Origin of the sequence: Bartonella sp. HY761 (genome assembly GCF_026743145.1) — a bacterium.
In the GTDB taxonomy this organism is placed as follows: domain Bacteria; phylum Pseudomonadota; class Alphaproteobacteria; order Rhizobiales; family Rhizobiaceae; genus HY038.
In genome coordinates, this window is the sequence record NZ_CP104887.1 from 3,351,544 (window position 1) to 3,369,571 (window position 18,028).

Sequence of the window (18,028 nt, forward strand, 5' to 3'; positions counted from 1 at the left end):
TTTAACCCTTTGGAAACCATAAAATAGAAGAAAGCATTTTTTGGCTCAAAATATAAAACTTGATTTCATTGTTTAAATCAAATTTTACACTTATTGCCGACAATGATGCTGTTTTCTTTTAATCTTTCAGGTAATATGGTTAATCTTGACCACTGGAAATGTGAAAACAAAGCGGGGTTTATATTGGAGTTTTATAACGTGTTTTTAGGTCATTACATACGAAGCGGCACAAAAAAAATAATTACTGCTGCACTTTTATCAGCCGCATCATTTGCTGCGCTACCCGCTATGGCTGCCGATTATAATAGTGGCAATAGCTATAATAATAATGGCAGTGGCTATAATGATGGCATTGCTATGCCGCAAGAAAAAGCACATTTTTGGTCTGGTAACTGGTCGCTCACCTTAGGCGGTTCTGCTTATAGTGCGCCGAGCTATGAAGGTGATTCTAAAAACGAACTTAAGTTTGCGCCCATTTTTTCGATCGGTCGTACTGGTTCTGAAGCACGCTTTTCTTCACGAAATGATAATCCTTCCTTTGGTCTCATTTCCTCGGGTCCATTTAATGCCGGTATTGTTGGCAAGATTATTTGGCAACGCGATGGTGGCACATCCGACGATCTTAAAGGCATGAAGCGCGTAAAACTTGGCGGCGAAGCAGGTCTTTTTGCTGAACTTTATCCAGTTGATTGGATGCGCGCCCGTGTTGAAGTGCGCCATGGTATCCGCTCTCACCAAGGTGTTGTTGCCGATATTGCTGTTGATGCTTTCCACGATGTTACGCCAACCGTTCGCGTGTCGGCAGGCCCAAGAATGTTTGTTGCTTCAAAGGATTATTATAAAGCCTTCTATGGTGTCGATGAAATTCGTGCACCATTAACCGGCCTCAAGCCCTATAATCCAAAGGGCGGCATTGGTTCTGTTGGTGCTGGCGGTGCTGTGACTTGGAAAACCACTGATAAGATTACCACCAGTCTTTTTGCTGAATATGATCGCTTAACTGGCCCTTCTGCTGATTCTAGCCTAGTTAAGCAACGCGGCTCTAAAAATCAATTCACCGTTGGTGTATCAGGCAGCTACCGTTTTGACTTCACTCTTGATTAAGAGTTAAACATTAAGGCATAAATAAAGCGCTTGTGTTTGTTGAACACAAGCGCTTTATTTATTTTTGAGATATGATTACCGCGATTATTAGACTTAATGGGCGGTATTTTTTTCTCTATAGGCATCAATGGCTGTTTTAATCGCTATACGAGCAGCCACCGCATCCTCAAAGCCATTTAACTCGACTTTTTTGCGCCCTTCGGGTAAATTTTTGTAAATGGCGAAAAATTGCTCAAGCCGCAAAACTTCTATTTTTGGCAAGTCTTTAAGTTCTTTTATATTGTCATAGGTTGGATCAATTTTTGATGTTGGTACGGCAACAATTTTATCATCGGCTTCGCCGCCATCAATCATTTTTAATATGCCTATGGGGCGTACTTTAATCGCTGCACCTGGCATAATTGGGCTGCGAGTATAAACAATGACGTCAAGAGGATCGCCATCACCTGCAAGACTGCTTGGCACCGAACCATAATTGGCAGGATAAACCACAGGCATAGATTGGAAGCGGTCAACAAAAATAAGCCCGCTTTCTTTATCAATTTCATATTTTACATTACTGCCTTGCGGTATTTCAATGACGGCGACAAATTCGTCTGGAACCTTGTTACTTTGCGGTAAGCGGTCAAGATGTACTTGTGCAAAAGCAGATAAAGCAGACATAGACAGCAGCGCCCCAATTGCGCAAATACGAAAAATTTTTAACATAATAACCTCGACATTCCAAATACAGTCAAGTGTTATCGTTACGACATTGCAGTTTCATGACAAAACTATGTGGCGATGGGGCAAGCTTGTTTATATGGAGCTGTTGTGACAATTATTGCAGCGTGATTATCATCACAATAGTCAGATTTTCAGCCTGTTTAGCTTCTTCCTCTTGAAAATTTATTTAACCAACGACGTATGAGATAATTAGCAATAGAGCCTGTAGGAGGAAGACTAAAGTTCTGCGGATGCTCTTCAAGCAGCATGGTCTTCACTTCACTACGGTCAAACCACTGGGCCTGCTCAATTTCACTATCATCAATTATAATATTATTATCAAGGGCATCAGCAAAACTACCAAGCATTAAGGCTTGGGGAAAAGGCCATGGTTGGCTTGCAATATAGGTGACTTCACCAATTTTAATCTGCACTTCTTCAAATACTTCGCGGCGTACCGCTGCTTCAAATGTTTCACCCTGTTCGATAAAGCCTGCAAGACAGGAAAAGCGCTTTTCAGTAAAATTATGATTATGGGCCAAAAGGCATTTATCGCGTCGTGTTACCAACATGATGGCAATAGGATCAACCCGTGGGAAATGCTCCGCTCCGCAACGGCTACAACTGCGACGATTGCCGCCACCACGCATCAAGGTTTCATTGCCGCAACGCGCACAAAAGCCATTATTATCATGCCAATTTAAAAGCGATGAAGCTTGCGCCAAAGCACCCACCAATGGTGGTGCAATTTTTGTATCAGTATAAAGGTTGCGTAAATTACTGGCAGTAAACGGTTCGGTTAAATCATCAATCTTGATATCACTATGGGCCGCGAGAATCGAACGGCCACGATATTGCCCGAGATAAACGGCACTTTTCCAATTGGGATCAAATTGCTGGACTTCGCCAAGAGTAAGTAATGGCGTATCTTCCTTTTGTACAGCAAGACCATTTATAAACAATATTACTAAGCTTTCGTCAGATTTTAGTGCAAGCTCCACACAATCGTCGCTGCGCTTTTCGCTATCGCGGATAATTGGATTGCCAGTAAAAGCAATATTTGAAAAAGAAATTGGTGCTGGCATATCATTCCCCCGAAAACTGCAATATCACAAATAAAAGAATGCCTTGACGTTTACAGGCCAACTTGAAAAAGCCTACTTGGTCCGAAGCAAAGATGAACAGATTTTACAGAGCAAAGCATCTTGTGTTCGCTCGTTCTATTCTACATATGGCAGCATTTAAAAATTTCATCAGCAAAGACAAAAATTTTAAAATGATCGATATTTAAATGCTATTAAATAGGTTAGTCGTTTTTTCGGCTATAGATTAACATCTTGTAAATTATATTTAAAATCATATAATCTTTGCTTCTCAAAGCTATGCTGCAACTTTATTTTCTTTTTTAATTAAGCACATCTTTGCCTAAAGCATGTTTGATTTTATCCATTACAGTAAAGGCAGCCTCATCATCATAAGCTATTTTTCCTGCAACGCCCCAAACTGGTCCTGGCCAATTTACATCATTTTCATGGCGGGCAATAATATGAATATGCAATTGGCGCACAATATTGCCAAGCGCACCGGTGTTGATTTTTGCATCGGGGAAAATATTATGCAAGGCTTGCGATACACTCATCATCTCAGCAAATATCGCGCTTTGGCTGGTTTGATCTAGCATGTGTAATTCAACCACATTAGCGATTCTTGGAATAAGAACTAACCAAGGCCAACGGCTATCATCAAGCAGGCGTAAATCACAAATTTTTAAGGAACATATTAGTTTTGTGTCGTTTTCTAAGCGTTTATCAAGGGAAAATTGGCTATTCATTGTATTTTCTTACCATTTTTTAAAAATCAATACTTGCTTTTTGCGCCCAAATTGACGATATGACAAGTGGGAAGCTGGTGGTGGACGAACCACTCGCCAATCGGGTCAGGTCCGGAAGGAAGCAGCCCTAACGAATCTGGGTCGGGTCACCGTGCCAGTTTCCCACCTTTGTAAGGTTTGCAGCAAATCAAATATTCTTTAGGATATCGATATTTCAGCTGTGTAAAGCGCATTTTTTTTGCAAATAAATAAATTGCAAAGCTGTTGGCAAAATGCCATAAATCTAGAAATATTTTAGCCAACCTTTTTTCAGATATTTGGATTGATAGCATGGACAATAATACGGCAGAACAAGCTTATCGCGTTCTTGCCCGCAAATATCGTCCGCAAGATTTTTCTGATCTTATCGGTCAAGAGCCGATGGTGCGCACCCTAACCAATGCCTTTGAGGCGGGGCGCATTGCGCAAGCATGGATGCTGACTGGTGTACGCGGTGTGGGTAAAACTACTACAGCTCGTATTTTGGCGCGCGCTCTTAATTATAAGACCGATACTATCGACCGCCCAACCATTGACCTATCAGTGATGGGTGAACATTGCCAAGCAATTATGGAAGGGCGCCATGTCGATGTGGTAGAAATGGATGCTGCCTCCCATACCGGTATTGATGATATTCGTGAAATTATTGAGCAAGTGCGTTATCGCCCTGTTTCAGCACGCTATAAAGTCTATATCATTGATGAGGTGCATATGCTTTCAACGCAGGCCTTTAATGGTCTGCTTAAAACATTGGAAGAACCGCCACCCCATGTGAAGTTTATTTTTGCAACCACCGAAATTCGTAAAGTTCCAATTACAGTATTAAGTCGGTGTCAGCGCTTTGATTTGCGCCGCATTGATTCTGCTACCTTGACGCAGCATTTGCAAAAAATTTCGAGTGCCGAGAATATCACTGTTGATAGTGAAGCTTTGGCGATGATTGCGCGCGCTGGTGAGGGATCGGTGCGCGATGCCTTGTCTATTCTGGATCAAGCTATTGCTCACGGTGCTGGCAGTGTTCATATTGAAGCGGTTCGCTCAATGCTTGGCCTTGCTGATCGCGCTCGTATTATCGATTTATTCGAGCTTATTATGAGCGGTAATATTGCCAGTGCTTTGCAAGAATTTAAAGGCCAATATGATGCCGGTGCTGATCCGATAGTGATTTTAACCGAGCTTGCGGACTTCAATCACTTGGTAACCCGCTTGCGCTTTACCCCGCAATTGATTGAGGATGTATCGCTTTCCGAAGAAGAGCGCCGCCGCGGTGCAGATTTTGCAAGCAAGCTTTCTATCCGCACTTTGTCACGTAATTGGCAAATGTTGCTAAAAGGCATTAGCGAAGCTGATAATGCGCCGCGCCCATTGCAAGCGGCAGAAATGCTGCTTATTCGGCTGGCTCATGCTGCCGATTTGCCAACAATTGATGAAGCTTTAAAAGCTATTACTGACGGTAAAACCCCTGATATTGCATTGAGCCAAATGGCTGTCGCCATGCAAAAGGCAGCGCCCCAACAACTAGCTGCACCACAAAGCGCAAATGTAATAAGTCCAAATGGGCAAAACAAAAATGAGCAAAATCTTGCTCCGCAACCTTTACCAACTGTTGATAATGCTGCAAATGTAGTCATAGAGGCAACCACTCAATTAGATAATAATGGCTTAGATAATAAAAATCATGAGCAAGCACCGGTGGATAAGCAATCGGCTTTAGTCCCACAAGTAGAAGACAAGGTTGAGGAAAAGAAGCAAGTTGCTGACGCAGTGAAAGATGAAGGCGTTGCACCGCTTTCCACCGTTGATGAATTAGACAGCTCTTTATCAGTTGAAGAAACCGCGCCTTTAAGCGACAAGCAACAAGCTGAAAGTCAAGCGGTTGAGGTTGACGTTTTAAAGCAAGCTGAAAATCAACAAAATGAAAGTGAAGCGCAGGGCGAAGATGAAGCCTTTATTGATGGGCAAGTAAAAAGCGAAAAAAAAAAGCCTGAAATTAAACGCTTTAATGATTTAATCACGCTTGCTGATGAAAATCGCGATCTGCATTTTAAATTTTATTTAAAAGAATATGTTCGCCCAATAACCGTCAAGCAAGGCGTGTTGGAATATGTACCAACCGATGACGCACCACGTAATCTCTCAACCATTATTACCAAGACTTTATTGGAATGGACGGGAGAGCGTTGGGCGGTAACCGCCTTGCGCGACGGCGGCGGCATGACAATTGCTGAAGCCGAACAAGCTCATCGCGATGAGCTTTTATCAGATGCCGAGGCTGATCCCGATGTTGGTCGGATTTTATCACATTTTCCTGGTGCTAAAATTGTTGATGTGCGTTTAAATAATATCGAGCCGGAAGATGAAAGCGATGACGATATTGATTTAAGCGATGAGCATGCCGATATGGAAGAAGAATAAGCTTTAGCATTAAGCTATGGTTCGTTGATTATTTTAAGGAGTTATTGATGCGCGATATGATGGGCATGATGAAAAAGGCCAAAGAAATGCAGGCCAAAATGCAAGAAATGCAAGACGAAATGGCCAATATGGAAGTAACCGCCACATCTGGCGGTGGCATGGTCAGTGTCACATTATCTGGTCAAGGGCTGATTAAGGGCATTAAAATCGATCCTTCACTTAATAAGCCTGAAGATACCGAAATTTTGGAAGATCTTATCATGGCTGCCCACAATGAAGCCAAAGGCAAGATCGAAGCTGCAATGGCGCAAAAAACACAAGAAATGACAGCAGGTTTGCCAATTCCTCCTGGTTTTAAATTGCCATTTTGATTTTTCAATCAAATAATTTTTACAAAGCCCATCTATTGCTAAGCAATTGGTGGGCTTTTTTTATAATAAAGGCAGTTGTTTGTGCAGCGCATAAAAAATGCCATTGATTGAATGGGCCGATGATGGCACAGTTGATGGAGTAGGAAAAAAGCGTTTTCAATTTGTACTTTAGGCTTCAGTGAAGGGATAAATCACCGGCATTATAGCTCTATGGTAATCATTATCGTTTTTTTTAGAAAAGAGTGTTTATGTCTCAGTTTCAAACTTCTTTGCTTAGTTCATCTGTCGTCATTGCATCGGCTGCACGCACGCCGGTGGGGTCATTTAATGGAGCTTTGTCGTCTCTGCCTGCCCATGAATTAGGAAAGGTGGTGATTGAAGCTGTGTTGGAGCGTGCCAATATAACCGCTGAGGTAGTTGATGAAGTTATCCTTGGGCAAGTTTTAACCACTCTTGGGGGGCAAAATCCCGCACGTCAAGCGGCGCTTTTGGCAGGACTTAGACAAGAAAGTACAGCTTTTGGCATTAATCAGCTTTGTGGCTCGGGGCTTCGTGCCATTATTCTTGGCATGCAACAAATTGTAACAGGGGCGGCTGATATTATTATTGCTGGTGGTCAAGAATCTATGTCGCAAGCACCTCATGCAGCCTATTTACGCCAAGGTATAAAAATGGGCGATGGTTCCTTTGTTGATACAATGATTTATGATGGCTTGCGTGACGCTTTCCACAATTATCATATGGGCATCACTGCAGAAAATATTGCGCGGAAATTGAATATTAGTCGTAAAGAGCAAGATCAATTTGCACTCCACTCCCAACATAAGGCAGAAGCTGCCCAAAAGGCTGGACGCTTTGACGCGGAAATCGCACCCGTTGTGATTAAGGGGCGTAAGGGCGATATAGTTGTTAGCAAGGACGAATATATTCGTAAAGGAGCAGTAATTGAACAATTGCAAAGATTGCGTCCCGCTTTTGATAAAGAGGGCAGCGTAACTGCCGGCAATGCATCTGGCATTAATGACGGCGCAGCAGCGGTTTTATTGATGAGTGCTAATGAGGCGCAGCGCCGTAATATCGAGCCGCTTGCTCGCATTGTGTCATGGGCAAGCGTTGGGGTCGATCCAGCGATTATGGGCATGGGACCAATTCCAGCCACCCAAAAAGCTTTACAGCGTGCTGGTTGGACAATTAATGATCTTGATTTGATTGAGGCGAATGAGGCTTTTGCAGTGCAAGCTTTGAGTGTATGCCGCGGTCTTAATTTTGACCACTCTAAGGTTAATGTTAATGGCGGTGCGATTGCGCTTGGCCACCCAATTGGTGCATCTGGCGCACGTATATTAACTAGTTTATTGTTTGAAATGCAGCGATGCGATGCCAAAAAAGGCTTAGCCACTTTGTGTATTGGCGGCGGTATGGGCATTGCTTTATGTGTTGAGCGTTAAATAATTATTTTGGCGCAATGATCACTATTTTAAAAAATTGATAGGCGGATAGATGAGCGTTGTAAATGCTTTTTCATTGCTTTCATTGCAGCACTACTATCACTTTCAATAATCGCCTTAACAATGGCATCATGTTCGCCCTCAGCTGCTATAAAAGTGCCTTTGACTTTGCTGGCATTATCATGGGCAAGGTATAAGAATTGCGTAAAAAGCGGATAGAGATTTTCAATGACCGATGCAAAAAGCGGATTTTTACTGGCTGTTGCAATGGCTGTATGAAAACGCATATCGGCTTGTGTGCGCTCATGAAGTATATCGCCTGCATTTTTCATAATGGCAATTTCTTTTTCTAAGGCTTCAATATCGCTTTCATTGCGCCTTAATGCGGCAAGCCCGGCAATTTCAGGCTCGATAATCCGCCTTAGCTCCATAATATTGGCAGGGGAAATGGAAGGCTGCAAAGACGAAGCCAATATATCAATTGTGGTTTTTTGTTCGACAACAAAAGCTCCGCGCCCTTGTTGGGTTTCTATATTGCCAGTTTGTTTAAGGCGGGCAATTGCTTCGCGGATGACAGATCTACTTACTTTAAACGCTGCAGATAGCTGCTGTTCGGTTGGTAATTGATCGCCGGGGCGTAGACTTCCCGTGGTAATGCGTTCTAGTAATACATCGCAAATCTGCCCTGCCAAACTTTGTTTGCGTTTGACAGGAGCAATATCAAGGCCATTGGTTGTTGGCTGGTTTTCTTGCGTCAATGATATATTATTTTTCTTTGCCATTGCCTATGCTCCCATGCCATAGAAACATACACTATCTAAAAAAAATAATTCAATGAAAGAATTCAAAGGTCTTATTTCATTGATCGCTTTTGCACCATTTATTGTAATTTTTCTAAATTTCAGATCTCATATTCTAGTTTTGTTCATTAATGAGAGAGAGAATATGGCGACCAATGGGCAGTGATGCGGTAGCAGCCGGCGATGGCGCATTGCAAATATGGATACTGCGCGCCGTCTGCTTGATAAGAAAATCATGCACAAGGTCGCCATTGGCCAAAACTGCTTGCGCACGAATGCCACAAGGATAGGGTTGCAGATCAGAAAGTTTTAAGCTTGGGCAATATTTTTGGCATAGTTTTAAATATTGGCTACGCATAAAGGCGCTTTTCAATTCAGATATTGCTGATTTGCGATTCTTCCACACCACATGCCAAAGCCCCGAAAAGCCAATCATGGTGGCAAAATCTTTAAGGCTAAAGCCAAAGCGGCTATATTTTTCACGTGCCAAGGCAAGACAGGCATTGGGACCAACAGTTATAGATCCGTCAATCATGCGGGTTAAATGCACACCCAAAAACGGTAGATCAGGGTCAGGAACAGGATAAATTAAATGCTGGGTGATATTGTTGCAAGAAGCTGGCAGACGGTAATAATCGCCGCGAAAGGGAACAATTTGAAAATCAACATCAAGGCCGGCCATTTTAGCGAGCCGGTCGGCTTGTAATCCTGCACATACAATCAATTTTTTGCAACAAATTTCAAGCTTATCAGTGGTAACGGTGACATTTTCACTGGTTTCTTTAATGTCGATACATTGATTGGCAAAAGCAATCTTACCACCAAGGCGGGTAATTTCCTTAACCATGGCTCTTGACATGCCCGGATAATCAACAATACCGGTATCTTTAACCAATAGGCCACCAAGTCCAGTAATATGGGGTTCACGCTCGCGCAATGCCGCGCCGTCAAGCCTTTCTAAATCAAGACCATTTTGCTCGGCGCGCTTTTCCAAGGCATCAAGGCGCTCTAGCTCTAAAGGTGAAGTTGCAACGATTAGTTTGCCGCATTGATCATAGGCAACATTGTGAGTTTTGCAAAATTCAATGGTATCAGCAAGTCCCTCGCGGCAAAATTTAGCTTTCATACTGCCCGGCGCATAATAAACACCAGCATGGATGACACCGCTATTATGGCCGGTTTGATGAAAAGCGGGCGTTGCCTCTTTCTCAATAACAATCAATGATGCATTTGGCTTTGTTTGCAAAAGTTGCATGGCTGTTGATAGGCCAACAATGCCGGCGCCAATAATACAAAAATCAAAATTTTCCAAAATATCCTCCCAATACCGCCCATAATCTTTATATTTTTGAGATGTCAAAACAAAAATGCCCAAAGGTGATTTTCGTTATAAATCGAAATGCTGATCTATCTTAATGCAAATTATCGAACTTGCATGTTATCAGACAACATGATAACTAGTCAAATAATTCTTTGCATCAGCGTTGAGAATGATTTCAATAAAATTATTGTAATATACTGTTTTTACATGGCTATTTTTTCTCATTGAGGGTGAGTTAAACAATATGCAATGTGCTGATGCAATATTGGTTTAAATTTTTTGTAGGTTTTACGACAAATTTTTAAACAAAGCACATAGTGGAGTGTTAGGAGGAGGAAGTAATATGGGTGCAATAAATCAGCCCGAAACAGCGCATGAAGAGCGCAAACGTATTCGCAAAGTTGCAGTTGCAACTATTGTTGGCTCAATGTTGGAATGGTATGATTTTTATCTTTATGCGACCATGGCATCAATTGTTTTTGGCCGTATCTTTTTTGATAATACTGATCCCAAAACAGCAACATTGAAAGCCTTTGCCACTTTTGCCATTGGTTTTATAGCCCGCCCATTTGGTGGCATTTTCTTTGGTTATCTTGGTGATCGTTATGGACGTAAGAAAATGCTCATGGTGACTTTTTGTCTTATGGGTGTTTGTACTGCATTAATTGGTGTTATCCCCGGTTATGAAGTTATTGGTATTTGGGGCGCGGTTTTTCTTGTTATTATACGTATCTTCCAAGGTTTGGGCGCAGGTGCAGAACTTGCCGCTGCCGCTGTCACATCTTATGAACATGCAAATAGCAAAAGGCGCGGTCGTCAAGGTGCTTGGCCGGCCTTGGGATTAAATCTTGGCTTGTTACTATCTTCAGCGACTGTTTATCTGTTGACGATCAATGGTGATGAATTCTTATTGTCTGGTGGTTGGCGTATTCCGTTTCTTTTGTCGATTGCTTTAGTATTTGTTGGTTTGTGGGTGCGCAAAAGCTTGCCTGAAACACCTGATTTCGTGAAGCTAGAGCAAACCAAAAAGGAAAATAAAACGGCAATCCTAGATGTTTTCAAGTATAATTTTAAAGGTTTGCTCGTGGTGTTCGCCATTGCTATCGGTTACAATGCTTTGAGTTATATTTTCAAAACATTTTCCCTTGCTTATTTAACCCAATTTCAAAATGTTAGTGCGTCCGTCACCTCGTTATCGGTAACGATTGCCAGTTTTGTCGCAATCTTTGCAGTACCGGCACTTGGTTGGTTATGTGACCGGTGGAGCTCTAAAAAAGTGCTTATAATGGGTGGTGTGCTTTCGATATTTTTCGCCTATCCATTTATGGCTCTTTTGCAAACGGGGCAAGCGCATTTAATTTATCTCGCTCTTGCTATTGCAACTGGTATTTTAGCGCCAATGATGTTTGCACCGCAAGGATCGTTTTTAAGTCGGCAATTTCCTGTAAATACCAGATCAACAGGCTTTGGCATGGGGCGTGAAATTGGAACGGCGATTGCTGGTGGTTTAGCACCCTTATTAGCATTGGGGTTGGTTACTGCTTCGCCCACCAATTCGGTAACAGGGGTTATAGTAATATTGGTAATCTCTGCAATTATCGTTGTTGTTGCTGCTTTGTTTGACCAAGGTGGGCGCTATTCAGGCGATAAGAACTAAAGCATTTTCAGCAAAAGTTGTATTGACTTTTGCGTTCGAAGAATGCGTCAACAAATGGATTATTTTCAGCAAAAGTTGCAGTGACTTTTGCGGTTGAAGAAATTGAAAAACGACAATTTAGCGCGCTGCCGTTTTTTTAATCAATATTCGTGTTGCAAATGCGCTAATTAACTTAAAATATTTATATTGAAGCTTAGCCCTATTTATTTACGGCTAAGCTTTGTTGTTATTTTATCATTTAAATATATAAATCTTTATTGTTGATTTTTGTAAATAATTATGTTAGCCGTTTGCCATCAAAGGAACGGAATAATGTAATAGATATTTTTTTGCCACATAATTAATAATAAAGAAAAGAAATCAGCTTTGATTTCTCAATGAATTATTGTTGACACATTTCTCACAAAATATGAATATTGGTTGTCAAAGAATGTGATCTTTATCAGGAACCTTTTTGCTTGAGTTTTATGCAAACATGCATGAGGCAATGGTAAATTGTGTCTTTGGTAAAAATCAGTTTATTGAAGACAGATTAACTTCCCTTAAATATTGGGGCGTTTAAGCACTTACCATAATGCTTGGCAAGGATTGGTTTATTGCGTCTTTATGCGCATAACTGATGGTGCTTTTGCGTGTCTTTATAATAGTTTTCTTTGCGCAACTCTTAGAGCATTTTTAACTAAGGCCGTTTTCACGCTTTTGGTTAGCAATACTCTGTGTTTAAAAGAGTTATCTATTATGTCTCATTTATTCAATTCTATCCGCAAATATCCCTCGACACCGCATCTTGATGGATCAGGCTTGCAAAAAGGTGATAAACAAGCGGATATTATACCATTTTCGGCGCTTTTGGGGCGCAATGTGATTTATGAAGAAAAACTGGATGGTGCGAATACCGGCTTTGGTTTTCATGATGATGCAACGCTTTTTGGTCAAAGCCGTGGGCATTATCTGGATTTAGCAAAGCGCGGTGGCCGTGAACGACACTTCAACCGCTTCAAGGATTTATTGCTCGCAATAGAAGACGCGCTTTTTGATCGTTTGGCTGGCCGTTATATTGTCTATGGTGAGTGGCTTTTTGCAGCTCATACTTTGTATTATGACCGTTTGCCGGATTATTTTCATGAATTTGATGTGTTTGATACGCAAAACCAAGTCTTTCTTGATACGCCCTCGCGCCATCAATTATTACAGGATTTGCCATTTTGCCATGTGCCGGTTTTATATCAAGGGCCAGCTCTAAGTCTTGACCATCTTAAAAGCTTTATCCAGCCATCGCTTTATCGCAGTTTAAATTGGCAAGACCATTTGGCTGCAACCCTAAAACGCGAGGGGCTTGATGAGGCACGCAATATGTCGCGTTTTGAAGCCAGTGAATTGTCGGAAGGTATTTACGGCAAGGTGGAAGAAAATGGCATTGTCACCATGCGCTTTAAGTTTGTGCGGCCAAATTTTGTGCAAACGATCATTGACAATAATAGCCATTGGCATTCGCGGCCGATTGTACCAAACGGCCTCATTAAGAGTGATACATTTTATCAGATGAAAGGAGATGAGTGATGAAATCTTGGCTTAAAAGTATTTTTGATGGTGATATCCAATTAGCAAAAGCCATATTTCCCTTTGCTGATCTTCTCGCCAATTGCCCTCATGATCCAGTCTATCATGGTGAAGGCGATGTTTGGATTCATACGCAAATGGTGGTTGATTGTATGATCAATCATCAAGGTTTTCAAAAAAGCGATAAAGAGCAGCAAATCATTTTGCTGCTTGCTGCTTTTTTGCATGACCTTGCCAAACCGCGCACAACGGTTGAATTGTGGGATCCGATTGAAAAACGCATCCGCATTAGCCAGCCGGGGCATGCCCTTAAGGGCGCGCATCGGGTACTTGATCTTTTATGGCATAATGGCGTTGCTTGGCCAATTATTGAAAAGGTCTATTGGTTGATTGCTTGGCATCAAAAGCCTTTCCACATTTGGAAAAGCGATAGGATGAAGCGTCAAGCTATTGAGTTTTCATGGATTTATGATTGGCGGCCGCTACTTATTTTAGCAGAGGCTGATAATCTTGGTCGCATTTCGCCACAGGTCGAACAAACCGCATTTGAGCTTGAACTTTTGCGGCAATTTTTGAACGAAGAATCCATGCTTCATGCGCCATATCCTTTTGCTAATGATGAAAGTCGGATTTCATATTTTGAAAAGCCTGACCGCTATGAGGGCTATCAAGAATATCAAAAGCCAACGGCAACAGCTCATATATTAAGTGGTTTGCCGGGGGCGGGCAAAGACACCTATATTGGCAAGCATTTGCAAGAATTGCCAGTCCTATCGCTTGATGCTATCAGGGAAGAAATGGGAATTCTTCCAACAAAAAATCAAGGGAGAGTGGTGCAAGCAGCGCTTGAGCAAGCAAGGGAATATTTGCGGCGTGAACAAAGCTTTGTTTGGAATGCTGTTCATATTAGCGAGCTTAATCGCGGCCGCGCCATCAAGCTTTGCCGCGACTATGGTTTTCGTGTTGAAATTCATGGGCTTGTAACCAATAGTGTTCAGCTTTATCGCCAAAATAAAAAGCGTGAAGCTAGAGTGCCTGAAAACATCATTGCGGGTCTTGCTGCCAAATGGGAGCCGGCAACATTGCTTGAGGCGCATCACGTCCATTGGATCGTTACGTGATTGACCATAATAGCCGAGCGTTTTTAAAAAATGCTCGGCTATTTAATTGAGTTTTGCAGCAAATATTATATGCTTGTTAAAAATCTTATTATTGGGTGTCAAATGAAGCACATTAAAGCAAGTGATTATAAAGTAATGCCATGGAAAAATGGCGGTGGTGAAACCCGTGAAGTGGCATTCGGCAATAGTGAAAAAAGTACCCAACAAGCTCCAGATTGGCGGGTGAGCATTGCTACCATTTCAAAGTCTGGCCCATTTTCCACCTTTTCTGATATTGATCGCACCATTGCTTTAATAAAAGGAGATGACGTTGTTCTAACCATTGATGATACGGATAAGGTTGTCCTTAATCAAAATGGCGATTGTTATTCATTTAAAGGTGAAGCCAAGGTTTATGCAGAGGTTAGCGGCGGTGTATCGACTGATCTTAATATTATGACCAATCGTCATTATTTCCAGCATCATATGCAGCGTTTAAGCCAGCCTTTACCACCACTTAATGCGGCTCAAATTATCAAAATATTTCTTATAGCAACCGCTGCCACAGATTTAACCATTGGTGAAAAATTAGTAGCTTTAGGCGAGTTAGATACGCTTATTTTTGATGGTGGCGATGTGCTTGATAATTTGCCCCATAATGCCAATGTCATAGCCATATTTGTTATGAATAAGGCCTAAAATATAGGCTTAAAATTTATTTGCCAAAACTTAATGCAACGCGCCTTACTTCATTCATAAAAAATTCAACGGCAGGGGATATCGCCCCTTCCGCTCGCAAGGTCATGCCAACTGGCCCAAGGGTTGATGAGGTATCAATCGGCAAAGCGGCTAATGCACCGCTCGCAATATCTTCTAAAACAACGCCTTCTGATATCACCCAAACCGTATCACTTGCCCGCACATAAGAACGGCTAAAGGCAGTTGAAACTGTTTCAGTAATAATGTTAAGGCGCGGCAAATTGGCAATCAAAATCAATTTATCGACGGCAGGGCGAATAATTGATTGCTCAGATGGCATGATGAAATCATATTGGGCAATTTTAGCTATATCGAAAGTTTTAAGGGCTAAAAGTGGATGATCTGGGCGCACCGCAAAGCATATTTTTTCTGAATAAAGATGCTCGAAATGTAAACCCATCATTTCTGTTGGTTCCCCCATGCGGCCAAGGACAATATCTACCTTACCTTCGCGCAAGTCGCGGATAAGATAGCCATTAGAGCCAGTTACAATCACCGGCTTGCCACCTAGTTTCTTGGTGTTGTAGCGTAAAATTGCCCTTGGTAATAGCCGCGCCGATACGGTTGGTAAAGCACCAATTTTTAAAGGAAGTGCATTGCGTTCTTTAGCTTCTTGTATTTCTTCAATACCTTGGTTTAACGCCAACATCGAATTTTCAATATGGGTTAAAAAACGCTTGCCAATTGGGGTTAGCCGCAAAGTGCGGTGGCTACGATCAAATAATTCGGCATTTAATATGGTTTCCAGCTCTTTAATAGTTTTTGATACGCCGGGCTGGGTAATCGCCAACACATTAGCCGCACCGCTAATACTTTTTTGCCGTGCAACTTCTTGAAATGTTTTTAAATGACGAAGCCGAATAAGATCACTGGGTAGCATTTTATCACCGCGTTTAAATAACCTATAAGTTATATTTCTTGTATAATTTATCATTTTACATAATCTGTCAATTCATTTAGAACAATTATTAGGAGGACAGACCAATGCAATTTACCATCACCAATGATATAGTCATGCATTACCAAACTGCTGGTCGTCAAGACGGCCAGCGCCTTGTCTTTATCAATTCGTTGGGAACAGATTTTCGTATTTGGAATGATGTTATTGCAGGTCTTGAAAAAGATTATGCTTGTCTTTGCTATGATAAACGCGGGCATGGTCTGACAGATCTTGGTTTAGTTTTGCAAGATGACAGTTACTCGATTGATCTTTTAACTGATGATTTGCATGCTTTGTTGCAAAATATTGGTTGGGATAGCGATATAACGCTTATCGGCCTATCGGTTGGTGGTCTTATTGCTCAAAATTATGCCTATCGTTTTAAGGATAAGGTTAGCCGTTTGGTGCTTATGGATACGGCGGCAAAAATTGGTACTGAGCAATCTTGGAATGAGCGGATCAATACCATAAAGGCGCATGGTATTGCAGCTATTGGCGAACAAATTATGGTGCGCTGGTTAACCGATGACTTTAAAAATAATCAACAAGCTGCCTATCAAGCCTATCGCAATATGTTGGAGCGTACACCAAAAATCGCCTATTGCGCGACCTGCGCGGCTTTGCGCGATGGCGATTTGCGTGAGCAAACGGCTAAATTATCGCTTCCTGCTCTTATTATTGCTGGTGCACAAGATGGTTCGACACCGCCAGAATTGGTGAAAGAAACCGCACAATTGATTAAGGGCGCGCGGTTTGAACTTATTGACGCATGTGGCCATTTACCGTGCATCGAACAGCCGCAAGCAACAATAGAATTATTAAAAAGTTTTCTTTCGGAGGAAGTCCATGGGTGATAATGAGCATAGTGAACGCTATCAAAATGGCTTGAAAACACGTCGGCTTGTGCTTGGCAATGCTCATGTTGATAAGGCTTTGGCAAGTGCCACACCGTTTGATGACGCTTTTCAAACCTTTATTACTGAAGGCGCATGGGGAAGCCTTTGGTCGCGCGATCATTTTTCTAAGCGCGAGCGTTCAATCGTGACACTTGCCTTGCTTGCCGCCCTTGGCCATGAAGAAGAATTTGCCATGCATGTGCGGGCAACGCGTAATACGGGTGCAAGTCCTGAAGATATTCTTGAAGCTTTAATGCATGTCGCAGTTTATGCCGGTGTTCCTGCCGCCAATAGCGCTATAAAAATCGCTAAAAAAGAATTGCAGGAAGTGGAGGAAAATAATGACGAATAATTTTTTTGAACGGGGTGGAAATTATTTTCAACGCGATAGAGAATGGCACCCAGCCGCCTATACGCCAGATTATAAAACCAGTATTTTGCGCTCGCCGCGTAATGCACTTTTATCCTTGCCTGCCACAATATCTGAAATAACCGGCCCAGTTTTTGGTCATGATATATTGGGGCAATATGATAATGACCTTATTCGCAATTACGCCAAGGATGGCGATCCAATTGGTCAACGTATTGTAGTCTATGGTCGTATTTTGGATGAAAATGGCAAGCCGCTACCCAATACTTTGCTTGAATTTTGGCAGGCAAATGCTGGTGGACGTTATCGTCATAAAAAAGAAACCTATCTTGCTGCAATTGATCCCAATTTCGGTGGTTGTGGGCGTACCATTACCGATGAAGAGGGACGCTATATGTTTCGCACCATTAAACCTGGTGCTTACCCTTGGCCAAATGGCGTTAATGATTGGCGCCCCGCACATATCCACTTTTCGCTATTTGGCCATGCCTTTGCTCAACGTCTTATTACCCAAATGTATTTTGAAGGTGATCCGATGATTTGGCAGTGCCCGATTGTTAAGACAATTCCTGATCCGGCGGCTATTGATCGGCTTATTGCAGCTCTTGACCGTAGTGCCACTATCCCAATGGATAGCCTTGCCTATAAGTTTGATATTGTCTTGCGTGGACGACGTTCAACCATGTTTGAAAACCGTATGGAGGGCAATTAA

17 protein-coding genes and 1 other RNA gene are annotated in these 18,028 nt (G+C 42.1%); 12 read left to right on the plus strand and 6 right to left on the minus strand.

Annotated elements, in window-relative coordinates; all coding sequences use genetic code 11:
* The first annotated feature begins 288 nt into the window (after positions 1-288).
* Positions 289-1,104, plus strand: coding sequence for a MipA/OmpV family protein (locus N6A79_RS14395; RefSeq protein ID WP_442784287.1), 816 nt, complete (start codon positions 289-291; stop codon positions 1,102-1,104).
* Between the two features lie 93 nt (positions 1,105-1,197).
* On the opposite strand, the gene N6A79_RS14400 is transcribed toward N6A79_RS14395, so the two are convergent.
* The 3 genes from N6A79_RS14400 to N6A79_RS14410 form a co-directional block, all read right to left on the minus strand.
* A complete protein-coding gene (locus tag N6A79_RS14400; protein ID WP_268546465.1) occupies positions 1,198-1,767 on the minus strand; it encodes an inorganic diphosphatase in 570 nt (189 codons plus the stop codon).
* Between the two features lie 203 nt (positions 1,768-1,970).
* A complete protein-coding gene (gene nudC, locus N6A79_RS14405; RefSeq protein ID WP_268546466.1) occupies positions 1,971-2,894 on the minus strand; it encodes an NAD(+) diphosphatase in 924 nt (307 codons plus the stop codon).
* Between the two features lie 320 nt (positions 2,895-3,214).
* A complete protein-coding gene (locus tag N6A79_RS14410) occupies positions 3,215-3,640 on the minus strand; it encodes an HIT domain-containing protein (protein WP_268546467.1) in 426 nt (141 codons plus the stop codon).
* Between the two features lie 69 nt (positions 3,641-3,709).
* Between N6A79_RS14410 and ffs the strand changes: the two genes are divergently transcribed.
* The 4 genes from ffs (at position 3,710) to N6A79_RS14430 (ending at position 7,913) form a co-directional block, all read left to right on the plus strand.
* Positions 3,710-3,806: signal recognition particle sRNA small type (gene ffs / locus N6A79_RS14415), an RNA gene on the plus strand.
* A 164-nt stretch (positions 3,807-3,970) separates the two neighbouring features.
* Complete coding sequence (locus N6A79_RS14420) at positions 3,971-6,094, plus strand: DNA polymerase III subunit gamma/tau (RefSeq protein ID WP_268546468.1); 2,124 nt, start codon at positions 3,971-3,973, stop codon at positions 6,092-6,094.
* A gap of 47 nt (positions 6,095-6,141) precedes the next feature.
* Entirely contained in the window at positions 6,142-6,465 is a 324-nt protein-coding gene (locus tag N6A79_RS14425; protein WP_182418296.1) for a YbaB/EbfC family nucleoid-associated protein, read from the plus strand.
* A gap of 248 nt (positions 6,466-6,713) precedes the next feature.
* On the plus strand, positions 6,714-7,913 hold the full coding sequence (locus tag N6A79_RS14430) for an acetyl-CoA C-acetyltransferase (RefSeq protein WP_268546469.1): 1,200 nt from the start codon (positions 6,714-6,716) through the stop codon (positions 7,911-7,913).
* Positions 7,914-7,942: 29 nt separating this feature from the next.
* Here the strand turns inward: N6A79_RS14430 and N6A79_RS14435 are convergent, their stop codons facing one another.
* Together N6A79_RS14435 and lhgO are read right to left on the minus strand one after the other, a co-directional pair.
* Complete coding sequence (locus N6A79_RS14435; RefSeq protein ID WP_182418298.1) at positions 7,943-8,695, minus strand: FadR/GntR family transcriptional regulator; 753 nt, start codon at positions 8,693-8,695, stop codon at positions 7,943-7,945.
* Between the two features lie 133 nt (positions 8,696-8,828).
* A complete protein-coding gene (lhgO, locus tag N6A79_RS14440) occupies positions 8,829-10,025 on the minus strand; it encodes an L-2-hydroxyglutarate oxidase (protein ID WP_268546470.1) in 1,197 nt (398 codons plus the stop codon).
* A 352-nt stretch (positions 10,026-10,377) separates the two neighbouring features.
* Here lhgO and N6A79_RS14445 point away from each other — a divergent pair, with 352 nt between their 5' ends.
* The 4 genes from N6A79_RS14445 to N6A79_RS14460 all read left to right on the plus strand — a co-directional run bounded on the left by N6A79_RS14445 (position 10,378) and on the right by N6A79_RS14460 (position 15,050).
* Entirely contained in the window at positions 10,378-11,691 is a 1,314-nt protein-coding gene (locus N6A79_RS14445) for an MFS transporter (RefSeq protein WP_268546471.1), read from the plus strand.
* A gap of 738 nt (positions 11,692-12,429) precedes the next feature.
* Positions 12,430-13,251, plus strand: a complete 822-nt coding sequence (locus N6A79_RS14450) for an RNA ligase family protein (protein ID WP_268546472.1) — start codon at positions 12,430-12,432, stop codon at positions 13,249-13,251.
* The gene (locus N6A79_RS14455) at positions 13,251-14,372 is read left to right on the plus strand and encodes an AAA family ATPase (protein ID WP_268546474.1); all 1,122 of its coding nucleotides are present in this window, start codon (positions 13,251-13,253) and stop codon (positions 14,370-14,372) included. The genes N6A79_RS14450 and N6A79_RS14455 overlap by 1 nt, the downstream gene beginning before the upstream one ends.
* A 102-nt stretch (positions 14,373-14,474) precedes the next feature.
* Positions 14,475-15,050 carry a HutD/Ves family protein gene (locus N6A79_RS14460; RefSeq protein ID WP_268546475.1) on the plus strand — a complete coding sequence of 192 codons (576 nt, stop codon included), beginning with the start codon at positions 14,475-14,477 and terminating at the stop codon, positions 15,048-15,050.
* Between the two features lie 16 nt (positions 15,051-15,066).
* On the opposite strand, the gene pcaQ is transcribed toward N6A79_RS14460, so the two are convergent.
* On the minus strand, positions 15,067-15,990 hold the full coding sequence (gene pcaQ, locus N6A79_RS14465) for a pca operon transcription factor PcaQ (RefSeq protein WP_268546476.1): 924 nt from the start codon (positions 15,988-15,990) through the stop codon (positions 15,067-15,069).
* Positions 15,991-16,094: 104 nt separating this feature from the next.
* On the opposite strand from pcaQ, the gene pcaD reads away from it, so the two are divergent.
* From pcaD to pcaH, 3 genes are read left to right on the plus strand one after another with little or no spacing between them, the layout of a single operon-like run.
* Positions 16,095-16,904 carry a 3-oxoadipate enol-lactonase gene (gene pcaD, locus N6A79_RS14470; protein ID WP_268546477.1) on the plus strand — a complete coding sequence of 270 codons (810 nt, stop codon included), beginning with the start codon at positions 16,095-16,097 and terminating at the stop codon, positions 16,902-16,904.
* Positions 16,897-17,298 (plus strand): 4-carboxymuconolactone decarboxylase, encoded by a 402-nt coding sequence (gene pcaC / locus N6A79_RS14475; protein WP_268546478.1) that lies wholly within the window; start codon positions 16,897-16,899, stop codon positions 17,296-17,298. Before pcaD ends, pcaC begins: the two co-directional genes overlap by 8 nt.
* Complete coding sequence (gene pcaH / locus N6A79_RS14480; protein WP_182418305.1) at positions 17,288-18,028, plus strand: protocatechuate 3,4-dioxygenase subunit beta; 741 nt, start codon at positions 17,288-17,290, stop codon at positions 18,026-18,028. Before pcaC ends, pcaH begins: the two co-directional genes overlap by 11 nt.